Source organism: Pseudochrobactrum albidum (assembly GCF_051851455.1).
Taxonomy (GTDB): Bacteria; Pseudomonadota; Alphaproteobacteria; order Rhizobiales; family Rhizobiaceae; genus Pseudochrobactrum.
This window is the reverse complement of record NZ_JBPVTR010000016.1, coordinates 90,605-112,560: the sequence shown is the minus strand read 5'-3', so window position 1 is coordinate 112,560 and position 21,956 is coordinate 90,605. Positions and strand designations below refer to the sequence as shown.

At 53.1% G+C, this 21,956-nt stretch carries 15 protein-coding genes, 1 CRISPR repeat array and 1 riboswitch; of the genes, 10 read left to right on the top strand and 5 right to left on the bottom strand.

Annotated features, from left to right (window positions below):
• Window positions 1-21: 21 nt before the first annotated feature.
• Window positions 22-4,261: direct repeats of the CRISPR family, unit length 29 nt; unit sequence GTGTTCCCCGCACACGCGGGGATGAACCG.
• Window positions 4,262-4,863: 602 nt separating this feature from the next.
• The 3 genes from fdxA to ACSTTO_RS02270 all read left to right on the top strand — a co-directional run bounded on the left by fdxA (window position 4,864) and on the right by ACSTTO_RS02270 (window position 7,457).
• The gene (gene fdxA, locus ACSTTO_RS02280) at window positions 4,864-5,202 is read left to right on the top strand and encodes a ferredoxin FdxA (RefSeq protein ID WP_439271516.1); all 339 of its coding nucleotides are present in this window, start codon (window positions 4,864-4,866) and stop codon (window positions 5,200-5,202) included.
• Window positions 5,203-5,640: 438 nt separating this feature from the next.
• Complete coding sequence (locus tag ACSTTO_RS02275) at window positions 5,641-6,219, top strand: CarD family transcriptional regulator (RefSeq protein WP_439271515.1); 579 nt, start codon at window positions 5,641-5,643, stop codon at window positions 6,217-6,219.
• Window positions 6,220-6,548: 329 nt separating this feature from the next.
• Window positions 6,549-7,457 (top strand): RNA polymerase factor sigma-32, encoded by a 909-nt coding sequence (locus ACSTTO_RS02270; RefSeq protein ID WP_439271514.1) that lies wholly within the window; start codon window positions 6,549-6,551, stop codon window positions 7,455-7,457.
• A gap of 47 nt (window positions 7,458-7,504) precedes the next feature.
• Here ACSTTO_RS02270 and ACSTTO_RS02265 read toward each other — a convergent pair whose 3' ends face one another.
• The 4 genes from ACSTTO_RS02265 to thiB form a co-directional block, all read right to left on the bottom strand.
• Window positions 7,505-9,010, bottom strand: coding sequence for a M48 family metalloprotease (locus tag ACSTTO_RS02265; protein WP_439271522.1), 1,506 nt, complete (start codon window positions 9,008-9,010; stop codon window positions 7,505-7,507).
• A 307-nt stretch (window positions 9,011-9,317) separates the two neighbouring features.
• Window positions 9,318-10,043: a thiamine ABC transporter ATP-binding protein gene (gene thiQ, locus ACSTTO_RS02260; RefSeq protein ID WP_439271513.1), complete on the bottom strand. Its 726-nt coding sequence runs from the start codon at window positions 10,041-10,043 to the stop codon at window positions 9,318-9,320.
• Complete coding sequence (gene thiP, locus ACSTTO_RS02255) at window positions 10,040-11,686, bottom strand: thiamine/thiamine pyrophosphate ABC transporter permease (protein WP_439271512.1); 1,647 nt, start codon at window positions 11,684-11,686, stop codon at window positions 10,040-10,042. The genes thiQ and thiP overlap by 4 nt, the downstream gene beginning before the upstream one ends.
• A gap of 83 nt (window positions 11,687-11,769) precedes the next feature.
• Complete coding sequence (gene thiB / locus ACSTTO_RS02250; protein WP_439271511.1) at window positions 11,770-12,783, bottom strand: thiamine ABC transporter substrate binding subunit; 1,014 nt, start codon at window positions 12,781-12,783, stop codon at window positions 11,770-11,772.
• Window positions 12,784-12,843: 60 nt separating this feature from the next.
• Window positions 12,844-12,955, bottom strand: a riboswitch (TPP riboswitch).
• 92 nt (window positions 12,956-13,047) lie between these two features.
• On the opposite strand from thiB, the gene ACSTTO_RS02245 reads away from it, so the two are divergent.
• From ACSTTO_RS02245 to ACSTTO_RS02220, 6 genes are all read left to right on the top strand, one after another.
• Window positions 13,048-13,707, top strand: a complete 660-nt coding sequence (locus ACSTTO_RS02245; protein ID WP_439271510.1) for a thiamine diphosphokinase — start codon at window positions 13,048-13,050, stop codon at window positions 13,705-13,707.
• A gap of 117 nt (window positions 13,708-13,824) precedes the next feature.
• Window positions 13,825-14,109, top strand: coding sequence for a YMGG-like glycine zipper-containing protein (locus tag ACSTTO_RS02240; protein WP_439271509.1), 285 nt, complete (start codon window positions 13,825-13,827; stop codon window positions 14,107-14,109).
• Between the two features lie 209 nt (window positions 14,110-14,318).
• Window positions 14,319-16,130 carry an ABC-F family ATP-binding cassette domain-containing protein gene (locus ACSTTO_RS02235; RefSeq protein WP_439271508.1) on the top strand — a complete coding sequence of 604 codons (1,812 nt, stop codon included), beginning with the start codon at window positions 14,319-14,321 and terminating at the stop codon, window positions 16,128-16,130.
• A gap of 326 nt (window positions 16,131-16,456) precedes the next feature.
• Window positions 16,457-17,032, top strand: a complete 576-nt coding sequence (locus tag ACSTTO_RS02230) for a biotin transporter BioY (RefSeq protein WP_439271507.1) — start codon at window positions 16,457-16,459, stop codon at window positions 17,030-17,032.
• 426 nt (window positions 17,033-17,458) lie between these two features.
• Window positions 17,459-18,469, top strand: a complete 1,011-nt coding sequence (locus ACSTTO_RS02225) for a MotA/TolQ/ExbB proton channel family protein (RefSeq protein WP_439271506.1) — start codon at window positions 17,459-17,461, stop codon at window positions 18,467-18,469.
• 9 nt (window positions 18,470-18,478) lie between these two features.
• Complete coding sequence (locus ACSTTO_RS02220) at window positions 18,479-19,507, top strand: peptidoglycan -binding protein (RefSeq protein WP_439271505.1); 1,029 nt, start codon at window positions 18,479-18,481, stop codon at window positions 19,505-19,507.
• A gap of 69 nt (window positions 19,508-19,576) precedes the next feature.
• Here the strand turns inward: ACSTTO_RS02220 and ACSTTO_RS02215 are convergent, their stop codons facing one another.
• Window positions 19,577-21,382, bottom strand: coding sequence for an ABC transporter transmembrane domain-containing protein (locus ACSTTO_RS02215; protein WP_439271521.1), 1,806 nt, complete (start codon window positions 21,380-21,382; stop codon window positions 19,577-19,579).
• A gap of 184 nt (window positions 21,383-21,566) precedes the next feature.
• Here ACSTTO_RS02215 and rpmE point away from each other — a divergent pair, with 184 nt between their 5' ends.
• Window positions 21,567-21,788, top strand: a complete 222-nt coding sequence (gene rpmE, locus ACSTTO_RS02210; protein WP_439271504.1) for a 50S ribosomal protein L31 — start codon at window positions 21,567-21,569, stop codon at window positions 21,786-21,788.
• Window positions 21,789-21,956: the final 168 nt, after the last annotated feature.

The following is a 21,956-nucleotide window of genomic DNA, read 5'->3' as shown; positions in this document are numbered from 1 at the left end:
GAGCGGCATGTTATCGATGGAGTGTTCCCCGCACACGCGGGGATGAACCGGGTATATTGGTATGAGGGATTTCCGTGGTGAGGTGTTCCCCGCACACGCGGGGATGAACCGCGCCTGCGTACCACATAAGCCATTGCACTAGAGTGTTCCCCGCACACGCGGGGATGAACCGTAGTGGATGCGCTTGAATTGCATCCGTGGCTGGTGTTCCCCGCACACGCGGGGATGAACCGTCAGACCCACGCATAGACGGGGTTACTGCCAGGTGTTCCCCGCACACGCGGGGATGAACCGTGATCTAGATCGCTGATCTTCTGGGCGGTTATGTGTTCCCCGCACACGCGGGGATGAACCGTTTTTGCAGGAGAGAGAAATTATGAAGTCAGAGTGTTCCCCGCACACGCGGGGATGAACCGTGGTATGAATTAACATTACGACCTGATGGCGAGTGTTCCCCGCACACGCGGGGATGAACCGCTGTCAGTGACGTTGCTCCGAGCAGTGTTAGCGTGTTCCCCGCACACGCGGGGATGAACCGACTTCTGCGCTGAAATAAACTCAGCGCCGCTAGTGTTCCCCGCACACGCGGGGATGAACCGGGAGCCGCCTAGAGCCATGTCATTCTGCGCAAGTGTTCCCCGCACACGCGGGGATGAACCGCCTATCTAGTGGCCAACCATCTGTTTTTCCTAGTGTTCCCCGCACACGCGGGGATGAACCGACGAAAGGCACCTCTGGCCTAAATTCTTTGATGTGTTCCCCGCACACGCGGGGATGAACCGGGCGCGTCAGGGGTTATCTGTATTCAATACGAGTGTTCCCCGCACACGCGGGGATGAACCGTGACTTTGGCTATTCAGCAGATACCGTTCGACGTGTTCCCCGCACACGCGGGGATGAACCGCCAAGCTCACCCATGCGCTTACTCACGATACGGTGTTCCCCGCACACGCGGGGATGAACCGGTTGCCGCTGCGATCTGGCAGGCTTTTAGGACGTGTTCCCCGCACACGCGGGGATGAACCGATCGTTCGCACGACTTTGAATTTCGATGCCTGCGTGTTCCCCGCACACGCGGGGATGAACCGCGCTCTGCATATGTGATAACCTTATTGCCGTCGTGTTCCCCGCACACGCGGGGATGAACCGCCAGAACGGTTATTGACGCGCTCCTCTGGAACGTGTTCCCCGCACACGCGGGGATGAACCGATCGGGGAAATGCTGTGGACTGAATGGTTTGAGTGTTCCCCGCACACGCGGGGATGAACCGGTGATTATATCGTAACTGAAAACGGTGATTATGTGTTCCCCGCACACGCGGGGATGAACCGTTTTATTGAGCGTGCAATCGCCCCTACAGAATGTGTTCCCCGCACACGCGGGGATGAACCGACGACATACACAACTAACTCTGCGTTGAATGTGTGTTCCCCGCACACGCGGGGATGAACCGGTTCGGGCGTGTGATGTTAACACGGGAGAGTGGTGTTCCCCGCACACGCGGGGATGAACCGCTCTTTACCGGCAGCGATAACCCGACCGTTCTGTGTTCCCCGCACACGCGGGGATGAACCGCGATACCGTCCGGATCGAGCTTGATGACGCCGGTGTTCCCCGCACACGCGGGGATGAACCGATACCACCATCCCGATCTTTTGACTGGCTTCAGTGTTCCCCGCACACGCGGGGATGAACCTCGTCGCTGGGGCAAATGGGTTCCCCGTGCAATGTGTTCCCCGCACACGCGGGGATGAACCGCTGACGAACGTCATCGGCGGCGACGGCTCCGTGTGTTCCCCGCACACGCGGGGATGAACCGTGGAGAAAGCTCTCGCCCTGCATCGCCCAATAGTGTTCCCCGCACACGCGGGGATGAACCGGGATCTTGAACATCGTCCAGAGTGTCGAGGGTGTGTTCCCCGCACACGCGGGGATGAACCGTAGAACGCCAGAATATCGCGGTATTCGAATTGGTGTTCCCCGCACACGCGGGGATGAACCGCTGCGTACGAAATGTTCAGGCTCGGCAATGCTGTGTTCCCCGCACACGCGGGGATGAACCGGCCGGCTGGCACGTATTGGAACCGACAGCGGAGTGTTCCCCGCACACGCGGGGATGAACCGCGCATTTCTGTTGCTGATTATGATGCATGGTCGTGTTCCCCGCACACGCGGGGATGAACCTTGAAATGGGGATGGGCGCTGGATGCAATCTGTGTGTTCCCCGCACACGCGGGGATGAACCGCGCTGAAATCTGGCCTGCAATCCGAGATGGAAGTGTTCCCCGCACACGCGGGGATGAACCGACGGACGATGGAAAACCGGTCATTGATACGGAGTGTTCCCCGCACACGCGGGGATGAACCGGTTCTCCTGATTATTGATTTCGTAGCTCCGGAGTGTTCCCCGCACACGCGGGGATGAACCGGGGTTTGAGTAATGCGCACACGCGTTGTATCGGTGTTCCCCGCACACGCGGGGATGAACCGGAAACTCTGAAATGGTATCTTGATAATAAAAAGTGTTCCCCGCACACGCGGGGATGAACCTTTGAGGCGGTAACTGATTGGGTTCAGGTCGCGGTGTTCCCCGCACACGCGGGGATGAACCGAAGAACGGCTGCGTGAGTGACGTTTTTGCAAAGTGTTCCCCGCACACGCGGGGATGAACCTGCGCCACACGGGCTAACGCCGTACGTTAATGAGTGTTCCCCGCACACGCGGGGATGAACCGCAACTCGCCTCCCTCTGTGCGCGGGTCAGAAAGTGTTCCCCGCACACGCGGGGATGAACCGGGTCTAAAATGTCTAAAGATAAAACTTCACCTGTGTTCCCCGCACACGCGGGGATGAACCGGATGGTCTGTGTACGGCGGTTAGAGACCACATGTGTTCCCCGCACACGCGGGGATGAACCGGTTTGCACTTTTGGCGGCTTTGCTTCCGGCAAGTGTTCCCCGCACACGCGGGGATGAACCGACAACGGTGACGGGTTTACACTCGTTGATCGCGTGTTCCCCGCACACGCGGGGATGAACCGGGGCTTGGCGCAACTACGGAATATAGTGCATCGTGTTCCCCGCACACGCGGGGATGAACCGAGGTTTCTAATATGGCTACTACAGTCAATAACGTGTTCCCCGCACACGCGGGGATGAACCGTCAAAAATGCTGCCTAAAAAATACGGTGATAGGTGTTCCCCGCACACGCGGGGATGAACCGTTCGGTGACCGTTTTGAGCGTATTGCCGTGTTGTGTTCCCCGCACACGCGGGGATGAACCGGGCGCATTCCAGACGGTACACGCGTTTGGTACGTGTTCCCCGCACACGCGGGGATGAACCGAAACATGCACCCAACGGTTTTTTGGGATTGCAGTGTTCCCCGCACACGCGGGGATGAACCGCGACATACCCTTTGCCAGCACTGTAGCCATAGGTGTTCCCCGCACACGCGGGGATGAACCGTTTGCAGCATTTCAAGCTGGCGTTCATATTCAGTGTTCCCCGCACACGCGGGGATGAACCGCAGGCGTTAAATTCTGCTCGCATAGAGGCTGGGTGTTCCCCGCACACGCGGGGATGAACCTCAGGTCGCGCAGTTCGTTAACGTTTTTGCCATGTGTTCCCCGCACACGCGGGGATGAACCGGTTTGCAGGAAACGGCAATTTAAGAGCTTCGGCGTGTTCCCCGCACACGCGGGGATGAACCGCCTCGACCTTGGCTTCCATCTCGGATTGCAGGGTGTTCCCCGCACACGCGGGGATGAACCGCATTTGTGTCCAACCCAAAGGGCGCGGGGGCAGTGTTCCCCGCACACGCGGGGATGAACCGAACATTGCCGTTAAAATCCCAGCCGACAATCGGTGTTCCCCGCACACGCGGGGATGAACCGTAATCGCTCCAAACGTATCAATCACATTGTTTGTGTTCCCCGCACACGCGGGGATGAACCGGCTCTGGTGTCTGGTGAAGAGGATGCAGGGTAGTGTTCCCCGCACACGCGGGGATGAACCGCCGTATCCGTGCCCGTAGCCGTAGCCCTTGCCGTGTTCCCCGCACACGCGGGGATGAACCCTTGAACCCAGCCATGCCGAGGAATTTCAGGGCGTGTTCCCCGCACACGCGGGGATGAACCGCGCGAGAATTAACCCCTCTGCCGCTGACGATAGTGTTCCCCGCACACGCGGGGATGAACCGAATGTTCGCGAGCTAGTAACCCGCTCTCAAGCGTGTTCCCCGCACACGCGGGGATGAACCGATACTCGCAGGATTGCGGTCAGCCAAATCGTTGCAGATCAATTTGAGAACGGAACTGCCCCTCACCCAAACTCTGGTGAGGGGATTATTCAAAATAATCCAATAAAATCAAAGGCAATTAAGTGATATTGTATCCCTGTTACGCCCACCATTGGTATTTCCCGCACACGCGGGGATTGAGGATATTTTGCCGGTATTGTTTTTCTCGTAAGTCTATTTAAAGGGCAAAATACAGGCGACTGACGGGCATATTTCTTATTTTCAATCACATATGTGTGTTTTATACCATTTGAGGGCAGATGCAGGATGCGGGGCGGAATTGTTTGTGCTTTATTGCAGCGGCAAAGAGGTGTCGTTTTTTTAGTAATATAGTTTTGTGAAAACTGGTTCTTTTTTGCGGCGCAGCGTCGCGCTATCAGGAAAACCCTCTTGCAAGCGAGGCTTAAAGTCGTTACCTGACTGATGGTTTCGTGCTGAACTGAAAAGCTTATAGAATAATCAGATCAGCCTGTTAATGTGGCCGGTATATGAATAATCTGCCGGTATTGTTTAATTCAACCGCATCTTTATGAGCGGTCATGCTGGAGCTTTGGGAGTTCGACAATGACATATGTCGTGACCGATAATTGCATTCGTTGTAAATATACGGATTGCGTAGAGGTCTGCCCTGTCGATTGTTTTTATGAGGGCGAGAATATGCTCGTCATCAATCCTGATGAATGCATTGACTGCGGCGTATGCGAACCGGAATGCCCTGCTGAAGCTATTCGTCCGGATACAGAGCCCGGCCTTGATAAATGGATTGAGCTTAATGCTGAATATTCAGCAAAATGGCCGAATCTGACCGTGAAGAAAGATCAGATGCCGGAAGCTGCTGAAATGGATGGCGTTGCCAATAAGCTTGAGCAGTTCTTCTCTCCCGAGCCCGGCGAAGGCGATTGATTTTGTTGTAATCAGAGCCTGCAGGCGATAAGCCGCAACCTTATAATTAACGATATATTAACACATCTTGCCTGATGCAGCAGGATGTGGCGGCATTTTGTTGATTCTGCCGGTTTTTTGTGTTACTGTCCCCATCAATGTCGATGAGCAGGCGTCATTTCGTGACGGCTACAGGTAATCACTGAAAGGCTGATATTCATAACAGGCTGAAAGAGTGCCGGAGCAAGTTTGTATTTTAATTTTGCTCCCACAATTTGACCTGTTATTTATCATGTTTGGTTTTTACCTCAAGCGTCTCTTTTACATTCTGTTTCGGCACTATCTTATTCAGCTGTTTCTATTGCCCTGTTGCAGCAGGGTGAGCCGCAGGACTGGATTGTATCACCGCGTGTAAACCGGCGCAGCAGGCGCCGGACACTACAGGGAGTATTGAAGCGTATGTCATCCCAGCAGAAGAAGGCCGCTGTCCGTCAGGGTTTCAAGACGGGTGAGTCTATTGTGTATCCGTCGCATGGTGTGGGGCACATCGTTGCTATCGAGGAACAGGAAGTTGCAGGCATGAAGCTTGAGCTTTTTGTTATTGATTTCGATAAAGATAAAATGCGCCTTAAAGTGCCGGTTGCCAAGGCGGCCGCAATTGGTATGCGTAAATTGTCAGAAGGCGATTTTGTGGAACGTGCATTAAAGGTTCTGCAGGGGCGCGCCCGTGTCAAGCGCACCATGTGGTCGCGCCGCGCACAGGAATATGATGCAAAAATCAACTCCGGTGATCTTATTGCTATTGCTGAGGTTGTACGCGATCTTTTCCGTGCTGATAACCAGCCGGAGCAATCCTATTCAGAACGTCAGCTTTATGAGGCAGCCCTTGACCGTATGGCGCGGGAAGTGGCCGCGGTGAACAAACTATCAGATACTGAATCTGTTCGCCTGATTGAAGCAAATCTGGCAAAGGGACCAAAACGCGGCGCCAAAGCCGATGAGGCCGATGTTGAGGATGACGAGGCAGAAGCCGCATAATCAGCCGGTTTTGCTGTTGATGTTTTTTTGTAATAAAGCCGCTCTGTTTTTGCAGGGCGGCTTTTCTTTTGTGCTGATTTTATAAAATCTGTACAGGCTGCATATGCGGCAGAAAATTTTGTTTGAAAATACGGGAACCGGATTTGCGTTGATGCGTTGAGATTGTAACGGGTCAGATGCCGCAGAAATTTTCCGGTCAGCCGGCTATATTGGTGAATATGAACAGAATGAGAAACTGAACCGGCATCAGGATCAGGCAGCAAGAAAGCCGCCTTCATTTATTTTTATTGCCGGCGGCTTGCTTTGCTTTTTCTTTATGGAGAACTGAGATGAAGCCTGAAGCATCGCCGGTATATTCTGCGCTCACACCCTCTTCTGTCAATTATATATCTTCCCGTCATATGATGCGTCATGCCATGGCAGCACCTTATCTTGAGCGCGCGCAGGAGCTGGCGCTGGTGCAGCGATGGAAGAAGCAGGGCGATCAGGCCGCACTTGATCAGATTACCACAGCCCATATGCGGCTGGTGATTTCAGTCGCTGCACGGTTTCGTAAATTTGACTTGCCGCTGGCTGATCTTATTCAGGAAGGGGCTGTGGGGTTGATGGAGGCTGCATTGCGCTTTGATCCGGAGCGGGATGTGCGGTTTTCAACCTATGCCGTATGGTGGATACGCGCCGCAATTCAGGATTATATTTTGCGCAACTGGTCGATTGTACGCGGTGGCACGAGTGCGGCGCAAAAGGCCTTGTTTTTTAATTTGCGGCGGTTGCGCGCCCGTTTGGCGCAGACCCATGAAACAGTCAACAGGCAGGAAATTTATCGGCTGATTTCCGATCAGATCGGGGTTTGTGTGCAGGATGTGGAACTGATGGCTTCCCGCCTGTCCGGCGCGGACAGTTCTCTGGATATGAGCCTTTCAAAAGATGATCACGATAGCGCGGGCAAGATTGATTTTTTGGTGGATGAGCACCCTTTGCAGGATGAGGTGGTGGAAACCATGATTGACAGCGAGCGGCGTGTTTTATGGCTTGAACAGGCGCTTGCTGTTTTGAATGAGCGTGAATTGCGCATTATCCGCGAAAGGCGCTTGCAGGATGAGGCGGTGACGCTGGAAATGCTGGGCGCAAAACTTGGTATTTCCAAGGAACGTGTTCGCCAGATTGAAAACCGCGCTTTGGAAAAATTGCGCATTGCCTTGTGCCGTCAGAGCGGTTTTTCTGGTTATCATGCCTGAACAGGCAAAAAATCTTACTTTATAAAGCCTGTTTGCGCAGGCTTAATCTATTCGCTGATAATCTTGACCCGGTCGCCGGCTGAAACGGTGCTGCCGGGGGACAGGGCATTGATCAGGCGGAACAATTCCAGCTTGCGGTCAGTGCCCTGCATACGGGCGGAGAGTGAGGCCAGTGTATCGCCGGCCTTAACGGTGATGACCCTGATCCGCAAGGGCTTGGCCGCTGCCTGTTCAGCCGGTGTCAGCACACGAAAGCTCTGTGTGGTTTGTTGTGCAGCACTGCCAAGGGCGGTGCTGTTTCTGGGTGCTGCAAACAGGAAACGGTAAACTTTGGCGCCGGAGGCAATCACCACAATTTCAAACTGCCATTTATCTGCATAGGCACGGGCTGTGGCCGCAGGCAGGCCGTTGATTGTGGTATTGCGTACGGATTGATCATCAAGCCCCGTTACCCAGCCGCTGCGGATATAGGCGGAAAGATCGCTGCCCTGCGGCAATGCAGCGCCATCAAAACGTATAGCCAGTTCACCAGGCCCGCTGGCCATAACCGCATTGGCAGAATTATCAATGGTAAAGCCCTGCGGAACGGTAAAAGTCACGCCGAGTTTTGGATGAATAAAGGTGCGCTCACGCACAAAGCCTTCCTGCGGGGGATCCCCATAAAGCAGTCCGTCAATGCCGTTGAGGAATGAATCACGGTCTGTGGTGCCGACACCGGGCGCGCCGATGCGCCGTGCATGGGCGGTTGCCAGTTCAACACGCTGCGGCGTGGCCGGATGTGTGGCCAGAAAATCAAGGCTGGCATCAGTGGCGCCGGAAATCGAGCGAAAGGCTGTATAGGCCTCCATGGATTGCAGGAACCTGGCAGAGGCAAAGGGATCATAACCGGCGGCACCGATCATTTTAATGCCGATCGCATCAGCCTGCAGCTCCTGATTGCGTGAAAACTGAGCCAGACGCAGCTTGCTGCGAATAGCGGCCTCACGCCCTGCCGCCTCATCATGCAGCACCTCGGAGGCCACACGTCTGGCGATAATGGATTCCGCCTCTTTGGCCTGACGCAAAATACCATGATTGGCGGTCACATGCCCCATTTCATGGGCGATGACAGCTGCAACCTCGGATGAATCATTGGCAAGCGCCAACAAGCCGCGTGTTACATAGAGATAGCCGCCCGGCAGCGCAAAAGCGTTGATATTCGGGCTGTTGAGAATGGTGATAATATAGGTCTGATCCGGATTATCGGAAACAGTTGTCAGCTTACCGACAATTTTGGCCACCATGCGCTCAAGCTTGGCATCTTTATACTCTCCGCCATAGGTGGCGAGAATGCGCGGATGCTGAAGGGCGCTGAGCTGGGCAAGCCTGTCATTTTTGCTGACATTGGCAGCTGTGACCGGGTTGGATGAGGGGCCGATCATATTGGGATCACTGAAATCAACTGAACGGCAGGCAGACAAAATCGCCAGCAAGCCGATAATAGCTGCATGTTTGAAAACCGGCAAAGGGGAGGGCAGTCCTTTTGCAGGAAATCTCTGTGCCCTTGCTTGCATATTCAGTGTCGTATCCCCGATACTCATATAGTTTTAAGCCTCAGGCCTTAATATATCCTTGCGGATATATAAGCATCAGGCCGATTATTGTTTGTGCAGGCATGATCGATGATTCCATTCAGCCATACCTTGCAGGCACTATAAACATTGCGCAGATCAAGAGAAGTGAAATGATTTTTTCGTTAATTCACAATCTGTCATAGCAGTTGTTTATCTGCGGGCGTGATCTGCATCTGAATGTTGCCAAACTATGGCAATATCAGGCCGCTTGCGGATAAAATTGCAAAAACTCTGCGCTTTCTTGCGATTATGATCGCGGCGTGCCCATATAATCACGAATATGTTGTGGTGCAGAATTTGAGAGCATGATGGCGGCATCACCCTGTGCCCTGATCTTACCGCTTTCCAGAAAAAACAGGGTGGAATTGAATTGCAGGGCATCTTCGGGTGTATGGGTGACCATTAAAACCGTAATACCGGTTTCTTCCTGCAGGGTTTTAACCAGCTCAAGCATTTGCAGGCGCAATGCAGGCCCAAGTGAGGCAAAAGCCTCATCAAGCAGCAATACAGGTTTGTTGCGCACAAGAGCGCGGGCAATGGCAACGCGTTGCCGCTCGCCGCCGGACAAGGCCTCAGGCTTGCGCATTTCCTTACTTGTAAGTCCAACGCGGGCTATGGCATCCTGTACTGCCGCCTGGTCTTCTGCGCCAAGCCGCAGATCCGGTGAGCGGCCAAGCCCGATATTGGCGCACACATCAAGATGGGCAAAAAGATTATTCTCCTGAAATACCATAGAGACAGGGCGTTTCGCCGGCGCGGTGGTGTTGATTTCTTCTCCGCCGATCAAGATGCGGCCGGAATGCGGTGTTTCAAAACCGGCAATAAGATTGAGCAGGGTGGATTTGCCGGAACCGCTTGGACCGATGATCACACCGGTCTCACCGGCAGGCAAATGCAGGTTGAACAGCATATGCGTATCACCAAAGGAAAACGCAACCATATCAAGGGTAATAGCGGCGTGGTGGCGTTTCATGAAAAATCCTGTTCAGTGGTTTTGGCGGGAGGTATGGCTTGCTTGTTGCGGCTGGTTGCCAGCATCAGCGCAAAACAGATGCAGGCAAGAATAAACGCAAGCCCTGCCGCATCATGGGTGCGGTAGCTGCCCATGCGCTGCAGCAACAGATAGGGCAATGTTTGCACCGCATCACTGCCAAACAGGGCAATTGTGCCAAGATCACCCATGGAAAGCGCCATGGCAAATATAAAACAAAGCACCAGAGGGCGGCGTATAACCGGCCAGTCGATGAGGCGCAGGCGATTGACCCCGCTGATGCCGAGGCTGGTGCAGAGCCGGTTATGACGTGCAGCCGCACTATCCCATGCCGGACGCAGCAGCCGCACGGCAAAGGGCATTGCCATGACGGCATTGACACCGATAACCATAAATGGCGCAAGCGTAAACACATCAGTAAACCGGCGCAGCAGAATGAACCAGCCCGCGCCGATAACGATTGGCGGGATGATGAGAACCAGGCTGGCGCCGCTGTCGAGCGCACCGGTAAAGAATGACAGGCCCAGCCGGGGTTGTTTCATATTGCGGGCGGCGCTGTATTCGCGGGCACAAACCAGTGTGAATGAGAGGATGACGCATAAGACTGCAGCACTGCAGGCAAGCAACAGTGAGGTGATGATGGCGCGCTGCACGATTGCTTCACTAAGCAGACGGATGAGGTTTGACGCAAGGCCTGAAATGATCAGGCCTGATATCGGCAGGGCGATGAACAGCGCGGCGATGATGATGATAAAGCCGGCAATGATGCGCGCCTGTGTGCTGTGGCGGATATAATTGCGCCTGACGGTGGCAAGGGAGAAGCCTTCTTCTGTTGGTTTGCCGGTCAGGCGCAGCAGGCATAAAACACCGATGGTGAGCAATAGTTGGGTGAGGGTAAGGGCTACCGCGCGGCTAAGATCAAAATCAAAATGCAGGGCCTGATAAATGGCAACTTCCAATGTGGTGGCATGTGGTCCGCCGCCAAGGGTTAGCACAATGGTGAAGGAGCTGGCGCAAAGCATGAAGATCAGCCCTGCAATACCGCTTAAATTACGGGCGATAACCGGCCATTCAATCAGCCGGAACCGCGCCAGACTTCCCATGCCAAGCTGTGCGGAGAGCTTCCAGTAATCCTGCGGGATGGAATCAAGGCTTGCAAGCAGCAGGCGCACGGCAAGCGGCATGTTGAAAAATACATGTGCCAGCAAAATGCCGGATAAACCATAAATATCGGGTATCAGCGGCAGCCCCAGAGCTGTGCTGCCCTTGGCGATAAAGCCGTTGCGCCCGTAAATACTGGTAATGCCAAAAACCGCAACAAGCGAAGGCAGGGTTAAGGGAATGGCAAACAGGCGCAACAGCAAAGTACGGCCGAAAAACTGATGATGCGCGTGTAAGGCGCGGGCAACGGGCAGGGCAAAAGCAATGGACAATATTGCTGAAAGCAAGGCTTGTAGCAGCGTGAAACGGGTAATATGCCACAAATAGCTGTCAAAGGCAGACAGGAGAATGCTCCCTGTCTGAAACCCCTGAATGGCAAGCGAGATCAGCGCGCCGCCGGTTAATATCAGCAGGAGTAGCAGCGCAAACAGGCCTGATAATGTTTTAAAATGCGATGCCGGCATATGCCCTCGAAAGATTCTGCCGGAATATTCCGGCAGAATGCCTGTATGTCAGATAATGCGCAAAATAATTAAACGGCCACTATTTAACGACTCGTGGCTCTTAGCCATTCATCAACCCATGCCTTGCGGTTTTGCGCAACTGTTTCCGCATTAATCAGCAGGCTTTTAGCCGGTTTTGGCAAAGTGTCAAAAGCGGGGCTGAGCGGGGCGGACGTGTTAAAGGCCGGATACATCCAGTTGGTTTCCGGTATAACATCCTGAAAGCCCGGTGTGGTGATGAATTTCATAAATTCTGCAGCACGGGGATTTTTCGCGCCATTCACTGTCTGGCCGGCCAGTTCAATCTGCAGGTAATTGCCTTCTTCAAAGGCGATGGCTTTATAGCGTTCGGTCTTGTCATAAGCGATGTGATAGGCAGGTGAGGTTGTATAGGACAGCACCATCGGCGCCTCACCTTTTGTGAACAGGCCATAGCCCGCAGACCAGCCCGGTGTTACGGTGAGCACGCGTTTGCTGAGCTGCTGCCATTTTTCCGCAGCCTGATCCCCGTAAAGATCCTTAATCCACAGCATCATGCCAAGCCCCGGTGTGGATGTGCGCGGATCCATGAGGATAATTTTTTCTGAGCTGTCGCCGTCAATCAGTTCTGCCATGGATTTTGGGGGATTTTTCAGTTTTTCGCTGTCATAAATGACTGAAAAATAGCTGTAATCATAAGGCAGGAACACATCATCCTGAAAATTATCCGGCACATTGCTTTTGATCGCACCAAGACCATGGGGGGCAAACAGGCCGGTTGCCTTAGCATCGCTGATAAGATTGGTATCGAGCCCCAGAACAATATCTGCCTTTGTTGCCTTGCCCTCCAGTTTCAGGCGGTTTAACAGCGCCACGCCATCGGCGATGGCAACAAGATCTACCGTGCAATTGCAGGATTTTTCAAAATTTTCTTTTACCCGTGGTCCAGGCCCCCATTCGGAGGTGAAGCTGTCATAGGTGTAAATTGTGAGATCTGCAGCCTGCGCCACCCCTGCGGATAAGGCAAAGACAGAGGCTGAAAATAACGCGAAAACTGAATTTTTGACGTGTTTATGCATTGAGATAAAGCCGCACGGGCTCTCCTTCTGGTTATCAATGATAAGGATTGAGCGCCGTAAAGCCGGACAGCATCTAATCCCTCCGCCGGTACAAGCCGGATCAGGTTCAGCGGGTTGGCCGGAGGCCGGCCTCTCAGCCTCCCGATTGCGGAAGGCACCCCGTTAGAGCAGGATGACAATAGGATAAAAGAGCGCCGGCAGGCAAGATGTTTATACGCGCTTTTACGGGCTTCCGGCCGGCGGTGCGCCGTGATATGCAGCGGCATGGCAAAATTTCTTATTCTCCTTGGTGGTGATCTCACGGTTACGCCGCGTCTTTTGCAGCAGATTGAAGGTGCGCGCATTCTGGCGGCAGATAGCGGCATGCGCCATGCTGCAGCACTGCATGTGACGCCGGAACTTTGGCTGGGAGATTTTGATTCATCAGCCACAATGCTTGCCGATCACTATCAGCATGTTGAAAGGCAGGTTTTTCCTGCTGCCAAGAATATGACAGATGGTGAGCTGGCACTGCATGAGGCCTATGCACGCGGTGCGGATGAAGTGATTCTGGCCGGTGCATTTGGCGGGGAACGCACTGACCATACATTCCTGCATCTTGCCATGGCAACGGCGCAGGCTGCCGCGGGGAAGCGTATTTTTTTGACCAGCGGCCATGAGGAGGCAACACCGCTCACCAGTGGTGCAACAGTTTTTGATCTGCCCGATGGCGCCCTGTTTAGTATTCTGGGGTTTGATACATTGACCGGATTGTCAATTTCCGGCGCGCAATGGCCGCTGAATGATGTTTGCGTGCCGTTTGGCTCTTCTTTAACGCTCTCAAATAGAGTAAAAGGAGAACTGACTGTGACCTTGAGTTCCGGAGCGGCAGTGCTGCTTGCATCGCCCGATGACAGATCAGGCGCAGATCAGGCCGGCGTTTAACAGCGGTAATATTCGGAATATAAAAACCTGTAAATTGTTTTGATAGCCTTAATCTTCTTTTTGCTCTAATATGCGCAAGAATATGGCAGCGAGTAGTTTTAACGGGAGTTAAATCAGATGAAATCACGTTTATCTATTATGGCGGTAACAGCAGTGCTCGCGTTTTCGACAGCTGCCTGTACAACGGCTGAACAGCGCACTGCCGGCTATGGTGTGGGCGGCGCAGCACTTGGCGCGCTGGCCGGTGGTGCCATTGGCGGTAATGGCCGCGGCGCTCTGACCGGTGCTGCAATCGGTGCGGTTGCCGGTACGCTGGTTGGTGCAGCGCAGACCCGCAATGGTGTTCAATATTGCCGCTACCGTGATAATTACGGACGCATTTATGAAGCACCTTGTAACTGATCAGGTGTTTATCCGGGATTGAAGAGCAGGCCGGTTTCCGGCCTGTTTTTCTATATTCCGCTTGTGTTTGATATTTTATCAAGGAGCAGGAATTTTGCCGTGAGGGTTCCCGTTTGCTGCAATATGCAGTAACAAGCGCACTATGTTCGTGCCTGTGAAGGTAAAGGCATGTGCGGTTTTCTTCGGGTTCTCAAGTCAGAGTATATATTATGGCTCCACCTCTTCTTCGTCTTGACCAGATCAGCCTGACATTTGGCGGTACGCCATTGCTTGAAGATGCAGGCCTGTCGATTGGTGAGGGAGAGCGTATTGCGCTGGTCGGGCGCAATGGCTCCGGTAAATCCACCTTGCTGAAAATTGCTGCCGGCATGGTTGAGCCAAGCAGCGGTGAGGTTTTTCGCCATCCGTCCGCTACCATTCGCTATCTGGCGCAAACGCCAGATATGGAAGGCTTTGCCACTGTGCGCGCTTATGTGGAGGCCGGGCTTGGGCCGGCCGATGACCCCTATCGTGTTGCATATTTGCTGGAAAATCTCGGCCTGAGCGGAGATGAGACGCCTCAGCAACTTTCAGGCGGTGAGGCGCGCCGTGCGGCTTTGGCGCGGGTTATTGCCCCGCAGCCTGATGTTTTGTTGCTGGATGAGCCGACAAACCATCTTGATCTGGCAACCATTGAATGGCTGGAACAGGAACTGCGCCAGATTCGCTCGGCAATTGTGCTGATTTCTCATGACCGGCGCTTTCTGGAAAATGTCAGCCGCTCAACCATCTGGCTTGATCGTGGCGTGACACGCCGGATTGAACAGGGCTTTGCGCATTTTGAAGAATGGCGTGATAAAATTCTGGAAGAAGAGGAGCGCGATCATCAAAAGCTTGGCCGTCAGATTGCCCGGGAAGAGCACTGGCTGCGCTATGGGGTAACCGCACGGCGCAAGCGCAATATGCGCCGCCTTGGCGAGTTGAATGCCATGCGTCAGGAGTTTCGCACGCATCGCCATGCGCAAGGCGTGGCCGCGTTGCAGGCCAGTGATGTGAAGGAATCCGGCAAGCTGGTGATCGAAGCTGATAAAATCAGCAAGGCCTATGATGATCGTGTGCTGGTGAAAGATTTTTCCATTCGTGTTCATCGCGGTGATCGTATTGGGCTTGTGGGGCCGAATGGTGCGGGTAAAACCACGCTGCTTTCCATGCTGACCGGCAAGCTTGAGCCGGATTCAGGCACAATCCGTCTTGGTGTTAATCTGGAATTTGCCGAGCTTGATCAAAAGCGAGCGCTTGATCCGGATGAAACGCTTGCCCATTATCTGACTGACGGGCGCGGTGAATCTCTGGTGGTTAATGGCGAGCAGCGCCATGTTGTATCTTATATGAAGGATTTCCTGTTTCAGCCGGAGCAGGCGCGAACACCTATTCGTGAATTATCAGGCGGTGAGCGTGCGCGGCTGATGCTGGCGCGGGTATTGTCGCGCCCTGCCAATTTGTTGATTCTGGACGAACCGACCAATGATCTGGATATGGAGACGCTGGATTTGTTGCAGGAACTGGTAGGCGGTTTTACCGGCACAGTTATTCTGGTGAGCCATGACCGTGATTTTCTTGACCGGACTGTCACATCGGTGATTGCGCCGGAAGGAGACGGGCGCTGGCTGCAATATGCCGGCGGTTATTCGGATATGATGGCGCAGCGCAAGGAAACCGCATTTGTGCGCCGTCAGAACAGGCCGGTGTCTGCCAGCCGCAGTGATGAGGCAGAAACCGCGGCAGCGCCCAAACGTGAAGAAAAACGCAGGCTCTCCTATAAGCAGAAATTTGCACTGGAGACATTGCCGGCAAAAATGGAAAAGCTGGCGGCTGAAATTGCAGTGCTTGAAGCAAAAATGGCTGATCCGGCGCTTTATACCAAAGATCCCGGACAATTTGCCAAAATAGCTGAGGAACTTGAAAAAAAACGCAGCGAAAATGAATCTTGTGAAGAAGAATGGCTGGAACTGGAAATGCTGCGCGAGGAAATTGAGGGCTGAACACTTTTTATGCTGCGCCTGCTTTCGGCCAGAGCAGGCGGCTTTCTAATAAGGATCAATAAAATTTCAGCGGTTTTGTTAAAAGCTGAAGCGCCCTATGTGAGGTTTTTTATATATTTTTTACGCCGGAAAAATCAAATTGGTATATTCCGGCTCCGGTAAAGGCTGCCTGACCCTGCTGAAAAATCTCTTATTTTAATACGGTATGCCGAAATATTGATGATTTGGCAGAGTTTTATCTGGCCAAGTGGCGCAAATTCCCCTAAACCTTTTCAAAGATAGATGTATTATGTAAATTATCTATAATTTTACAGAAGGAGCTCTTCATGTCTCTCGCACATGCAGTTCGTCAACCGGCATTCAGCCCACTTAATCTCGCAGAGCGCAGCGCGGCCATGAAGCTGCTTGCTGTTATTTCCGGTACAATGATTCTTGCGCTTACTTCGCAGATTACTGTGCCAATGTTGCCGGTACCAATCACGCTGCAGACACTGATCGTGCCGTTGATCGGCGCACTTTATGGCTGGCGCTTTGGTATGCTTACCGTGCTGGCATGGCTTGGCGAGGCGGCTATGGGCATGCCTGTTCTGGCGGGCGGCAACGGCACTCTGGCAGCTTTTTCCGGCCCTACAGCGGGCTATCTGTTTGCCTTTCCGGTTATTGCCGCTCTCACAGGCTTGCTGGCTGAACGCGGCTGGAACGGCAGCAGCCTGCCAAAAGCCTTTGTGGCTTTCCTGATTGCCAATATTCTGGCTTTGGTTCTCGGAGCTGCCTGGTTAAGTTTGACGATTGGCGCAGAAAAGGCCATTCTTGTTGGTGTTATGCCATTTCTGATTGGCGGGTTGATCAAATCTGCCCTTGGCGCTGCCATTCTCAAAGCCTCTTTCCGTAAAGACGCTTGATTTCTATCTTGTAGTAATAAGCGCGAACACATTTTCGCAGGCTTATACATTTGCAAGGCCGGTGCATTTGTTATGATGCGCCGGCCTTTGCTGTATAGACCGGTTTTTGTTGTATAAAACGACCCTGGCATCGTCGCATCATGCGCTGGTCATAAACAGGCTATAATCGGGGTTATATTAGGATCGCAGTGCAAAATAAACCTGCCGGCGCCATTCCGGTTTCAGCTTTTTTGCAGTAGCGTGCCTGAAAGCATTTTGAGCACAGGGTGTGCAACAGCTTTGCGCATTTATTGTGCAGCTATAATGCGGGGGAAATCAGAGCGTTTCACCGCTCTTGTAAAAAACAAAATGCTCGAAACTGGTTTCAGCCCGTGCAATCATTTTGCCCTGAAACGAAACAGGATCAGATTGAGACGAGAGAACAATATGGCGCAGCAGAATGTTATGATGGGTACGGAATATGATCCCAACCGGCTCTCCAGCCCGCGAATGGTTGTGATGATCATGGTCATTTTTCTGTTGCTGGCGGCATTTCTGGCGCTGGTTCTGATAAGGCAGATACACAGTTTTTTCATCACCAATCCAGGCCTTAACGGCTTAATTCTTGGTGTATTGCTGGTTGGTATCTTACTTGCTTTTGTGCAGGTTCTGCGTCTTATACCGGAAATCCGCTGGGTTAATTCCTTTCGTGAAGGGGATGACGGGGCAAATGATCCGGTTTTGCTTGCGCCGATGCGTGCCATGATCGGCCGGCGCCAGTCTATGGCGCTTTCAGCATCATCCATGCGCTCCATTCTGGATTCCATCGCCACCCGCCTTGATGAAAGCCGGGACATATCACGCTATCTGATCGGGCTTCTGGTTTTTCTTGGTCTGCTTGGCACTTTCTGGGGCTTGCTGGAAACTATCGGCTCTATCGGCCATACTATCCAGTCTCTTGATCCCAAATCCGGCGATACCGGCAGCGTATTGGATTCCTTAAAAAGCGGCTTACAGGCACCTTTAAGCGGTATGGGGACCGCTTTTTCCTCATCGCTTTTTGGCTTGTCCGGCTCATTGATCCTCGGTTTCCTTGATTTGCAATCAGGGCGCGCGCAAAACCGTTTTTATACAGAGCTGGAAAACTGGCTTTCATCTGTAACGGATCTTAATTCCGATATGCCGGTTAATACGGAATATAACAGTTCTGCCCTGGAGGAAATTCGTCTATTCTCAGACCGGTTGCAGACCATGCAGGATAATGGTGGCGCCAATGCCCGTACCACGGCAGCACTTGCCAATCTTGCAGATGGCGTGCAGGCACTGGTAAAAACCATGCGCCATGATCAGCAAACCATGAGTGATTGGGTGGACCGGCAGGCGGAAGAACAAAAAGCCCTGCGTCAGGCTGTTGAACAGCTTAATTCTCTTCTCTCCGCTTCCAGACGCGAACAATAGGCGGCAGCCATGGCTTTATCACGCAATCGCCGTCATGAACGGCACATTGATTACTGGCCGGGCTTTGTGGATGCCCTATCCACATTATTGCTGGCCATTATGTTTTTGCTCTCTGTTTTTGTACTGGCGCAGTTTCTGCTCTCACAGGAAGTCAATAATAAAGATTCGGTGCTTAACCGGCTTAACAACCAGATCAATGAGCTGACGGAGCTCCTGTCGCTGGAGCGCAGCAAGGGGCAGGATATGGAAGATACGCTTGCCGGTCTTCAGGCCTCGCTGGCTGCGGCAGAAAATGAGAAATCACGCTTGCAAAGCCTGCTCTCTTCTGCGGGCAGCGGTGCAGCCGCCGAAAAACGTGCGGGCGAACTTTCTGCTTCACTGGAGGCTGAAAAACAGGTCAGCGCCCGTGCCTTGTCACAAGTGGAGCTGCTCAACCAGCAAATTGCGGCATTGCGCCGTCAGATCGGGGCGCTTGAAGATGCGCTTAATGCCTCTGAGGCGCGTGACCGCGAATCCAATGCCAAAATTGCTGACCTTGGCAAAAGGCTGAATGTGGCACTTGCCCAGCGTGTGCAGGAACTTAACCGCTACCGGTCTGATTTCTTTGGTCGTCTGCGTGAGATTCTTTCAGATCGTGAAAATATCCGCATTGTCGGCGACCGTTTCGTGTTCCAATCGGAAGTGTTATTTCCAACCGGTTCTGCCGAGATTAACAGCCAGGGTCTCATTGATATGAAAAAACTGGCTGATGCAGTGGTTGAGCTGAATAAAGAAATACCTGAGGATATCAACTGGGTGCTGCGTGTGGATGGCCATACGGATAATGTGCCGCTGTCCGGCACAGGGCGTTATCGCGATAACTGGGAGCTGTCCTCCGCCCGCGCAACAGCCGTGGTCAAATTTCTTATTGCCAACGGCGTGCCGGCCAACCGGCTGGTTGCTGCCGGGTTTGGTGAATTTCAGCCGCTGGAGGCAGATGACAGCGCCGATGCCCGCAGCCGCAACCGGCGCATTGAGTTGAAACTGACCGAAAAATAATAAACAGGCCCCGCCTTGCGCGGGGCTTTATCTTTATTAAGCTGTTTTTTCCGGGATTTGCAGAATTTATCAGCTTTGCGCCTGCGCAAATTGCAGGCTGGACAAACGCGCATAAATCCCGCCGGCACGGCTCAAGGCGGCATGGGTGCCCTGTTCCGCAATTCGTCCCTGATCCATGACCAAAATATGGTCAGCTTTCAACACTGTTGCCAGGCGATGCGCAATCACCAGTGTGGTGCGCCCCTGCATCAAATTTTCCAGTGCCTTTTGCACCAGCGATTCACTTTGTGCATCCAGTGCGGATGTAGCCTCATCCAGAAGCAGTACCGGCGCATTGCGCAAAATAGCACGCGCAATGGCAATGCGCTGGCGCTGTCCGCCGGAGAGCATCACACCGCGCTCGCCAACCTGTGCATCATAACCGCCCTCCAGCGCCATAATAAACTCATGCGCCTGTGCGGCTCTGGCTGCAGCCTCAATTTCCTGCGGGCTTGCCTGTGGCTTTCCAAAAGCAATATTCTCGCGGATGCTTGCTGCAAAAATTGTTACATCCTGCGGAACAAGCGCAATATTGTTACGCAAATCCTCAAGCGATAATTGCCGCAGATCCATATCATCCAGCAAGATTTTACCTTTTTGCGGGTCATAATAACGCAGCAATAAGGCAATCAGCGTTGATTTGCCCGCGCCGGACGCTCCTACAATCGCCACGGTTTTACCCGGCTCAATCACAAAGCTCACATCATGCAATGCCTGTTTGTCCGGCCTTGCCGGATAGGAAAATTCCACATGTGAAAACGCAACACGGCCTTGCAGCCGTGAAAATTGCAAAGGCATTGCGGGAGAGGCGATTGCGGTTTTTTCATCAAGAAGCTCTATCAGCCGCTCGGCCGCACCGGCAGCCTGTGCCAGTTCTGCCCACACTTCCGACAAGGCGCCAAGCGAACCCGCAGCCACCACGGCATAGATGAGAAACTGTCCCAATGTGCCGGCAGACATATGCCCGCTCATCACATCATGAGAGCCAAACCACAAAACGGCGATAACACTGGAAAAGACGATAAAAATTGCAAAGGCTGTAAGAACTGAGCGGGCAAAAATTGATTGCTGTGCAGCATTATAGGCATCATCAACGGCGCGGGCATAGGCGGCAATTGCGCGGTTTTCATGGGTGAATGCCTGCACTGTTCTTATAGCGGCAATTTTTTCTCCGGCATAGGCTGTTGCCAGTGCCAGTTCATCTTGTGCGCGGCGTGCGCGGCGGCGTACAGAGCGGCCAAAGGCCATCAGCGGCAACACCACCAGCGGAATTGCGGCAAGTACCAGAGCTGATAATTTGGGGCTGGTAACCACCATCATCACCACAGCGCCGATGACGAGAATCAGATTGCGCAAAGCGATAGAAGCAGTTGCCCCTACAGCGGATTTGACCTGTACTGTATCAGCTGTCAGGCGGGAGACAATCTCACCTGATTGCACCTCATCAAAAAATGAGGCTGACAAACGGGTAATATGGGCAAAAACATCGCGTCGCAGATCAGCAACAATGCGCTCGCCAAGGGTGATAACAAAATAATAGCGCGCGGCAGAAGCCAGAGCCAAGATGCCCGCCAGCACCATGAGCGCCGCAAAAGATGTGTTGATAAAGCGGCTATCGGCAATATTGAGGCCATTATCCAGCATATGGCGCACTGCAACCGGTAACACCAGTGTGGAAAGCGCAGCAAGAACCAGCGCAATCAGCGCACCGGCCACAGAACCGCGATAGCGACCGATATAGGGAAAGATTCGCGCCAGCGGTTTGAGCGACCGGCGTTGTTTTTTGGCGTTTTCGGTATCCGGAAGTGCTTTGTTTTGTGAAATCGTCACTGTCATTCTGCTTACTTGCGATATTGCGCCCTTGTTATTAGCCGTTGCCTGATGTATAGGCTCACCAACCCTTTTGGAAGCCGTAGCCGTAGTGCCTGCAGCTTCAATGAGACAAGTGGGCGTATCTGCCGCAGTTCTGGCAATGACCGGAGCGTGGCAACCATGCCATAAACCTTTCAGGAAGCTGACTATGAAAGCAGACATTCATCCAGATTACCACACCATCAAAGTTGTTATGACTGATGGCACTGAATATTTCACCCGCTCAACCTGGGGCAAAGAAGGCGATACCATGAATCTTGATATCGATCCTTTGAGCCATCCGGCATGGACCGGCGGCAATCAGCAGATTGTTGATCGTGGCGGCCGTGTCTCCAAGTTCAAAAATCGCTTCGGCAATCTGGGTATCTGATCCCGGTACCGTATCAACCGGTTATTATAAAAAGCGCCGCTATGCGGCGTTTTTTTATTCCGCGTCTTTGAGGCATCTAGGCCTGAAAATTTTCAAAAATACCGGCAACAAATAACAAACCCCGGCAAGACAGATTGCCGGGGTTTGTTATTTTATTCATGCAAAGAA

Bases quoted from the DNA above. Each gene is read 5' to 3' on its own strand.
- fdxA (WP_439271516.1), top strand. From the start codon at position 4,864: ATGACATATGTCGTGACCGATAATTGCATTCGTTGTAAATATACGGAT.
- ACSTTO_RS02275 (WP_439271515.1), top strand. From the start codon at position 5,641: ATGTCATCCCAGCAGAAGAAGGCCGCTGTCCGTCAGGGTTTCAAGACG.
- ACSTTO_RS02270 (WP_439271514.1), top strand. From the start codon at position 6,549: ATGAAGCCTGAAGCATCGCCGGTATATTCTGCGCTCACACCCTCTTCT.
- ACSTTO_RS02265 (WP_439271522.1), bottom strand. From the start codon at position 9,010: ATGCAAGCAAGGGCACAGAGATTTCCTGCAAAAGGACTGCCCTCCCCT.
- thiQ (WP_439271513.1), bottom strand. From the start codon at position 10,043: ATGAAACGCCACCACGCCGCTATTACCCTTGATATGGTTGCGTTTTCC.
- thiP (WP_439271512.1), bottom strand. From the start codon at position 11,686: ATGCCGGCATCGCATTTTAAAACATTATCAGGCCTGTTTGCGCTGCTA.
- thiB (WP_439271511.1), bottom strand. From the start codon at position 12,783: ATGCATAAACACGTCAAAAATTCAGTTTTCGCGTTATTTTCAGCCTCT.
- ACSTTO_RS02245 (WP_439271510.1), top strand. From the start codon at position 13,048: ATGGCAAAATTTCTTATTCTCCTTGGTGGTGATCTCACGGTTACGCCG.
- ACSTTO_RS02240 (WP_439271509.1), top strand. From the start codon at position 13,825: ATGAAATCACGTTTATCTATTATGGCGGTAACAGCAGTGCTCGCGTTT.
- ACSTTO_RS02235 (WP_439271508.1), top strand. From the start codon at position 14,319: ATGGCTCCACCTCTTCTTCGTCTTGACCAGATCAGCCTGACATTTGGC.
- ACSTTO_RS02230 (WP_439271507.1), top strand. From the start codon at position 16,457: ATGTCTCTCGCACATGCAGTTCGTCAACCGGCATTCAGCCCACTTAAT.
- ACSTTO_RS02225 (WP_439271506.1), top strand. From the start codon at position 17,459: ATGGCGCAGCAGAATGTTATGATGGGTACGGAATATGATCCCAACCGG.
- ACSTTO_RS02220 (WP_439271505.1), top strand. From the start codon at position 18,479: ATGGCTTTATCACGCAATCGCCGTCATGAACGGCACATTGATTACTGG.
- ACSTTO_RS02215 (WP_439271521.1), bottom strand. From the start codon at position 21,382: ATGACAGTGACGATTTCACAAAACAAAGCACTTCCGGATACCGAAAAC.
- rpmE (WP_439271504.1), top strand. From the start codon at position 21,567: ATGAAAGCAGACATTCATCCAGATTACCACACCATCAAAGTTGTTATG.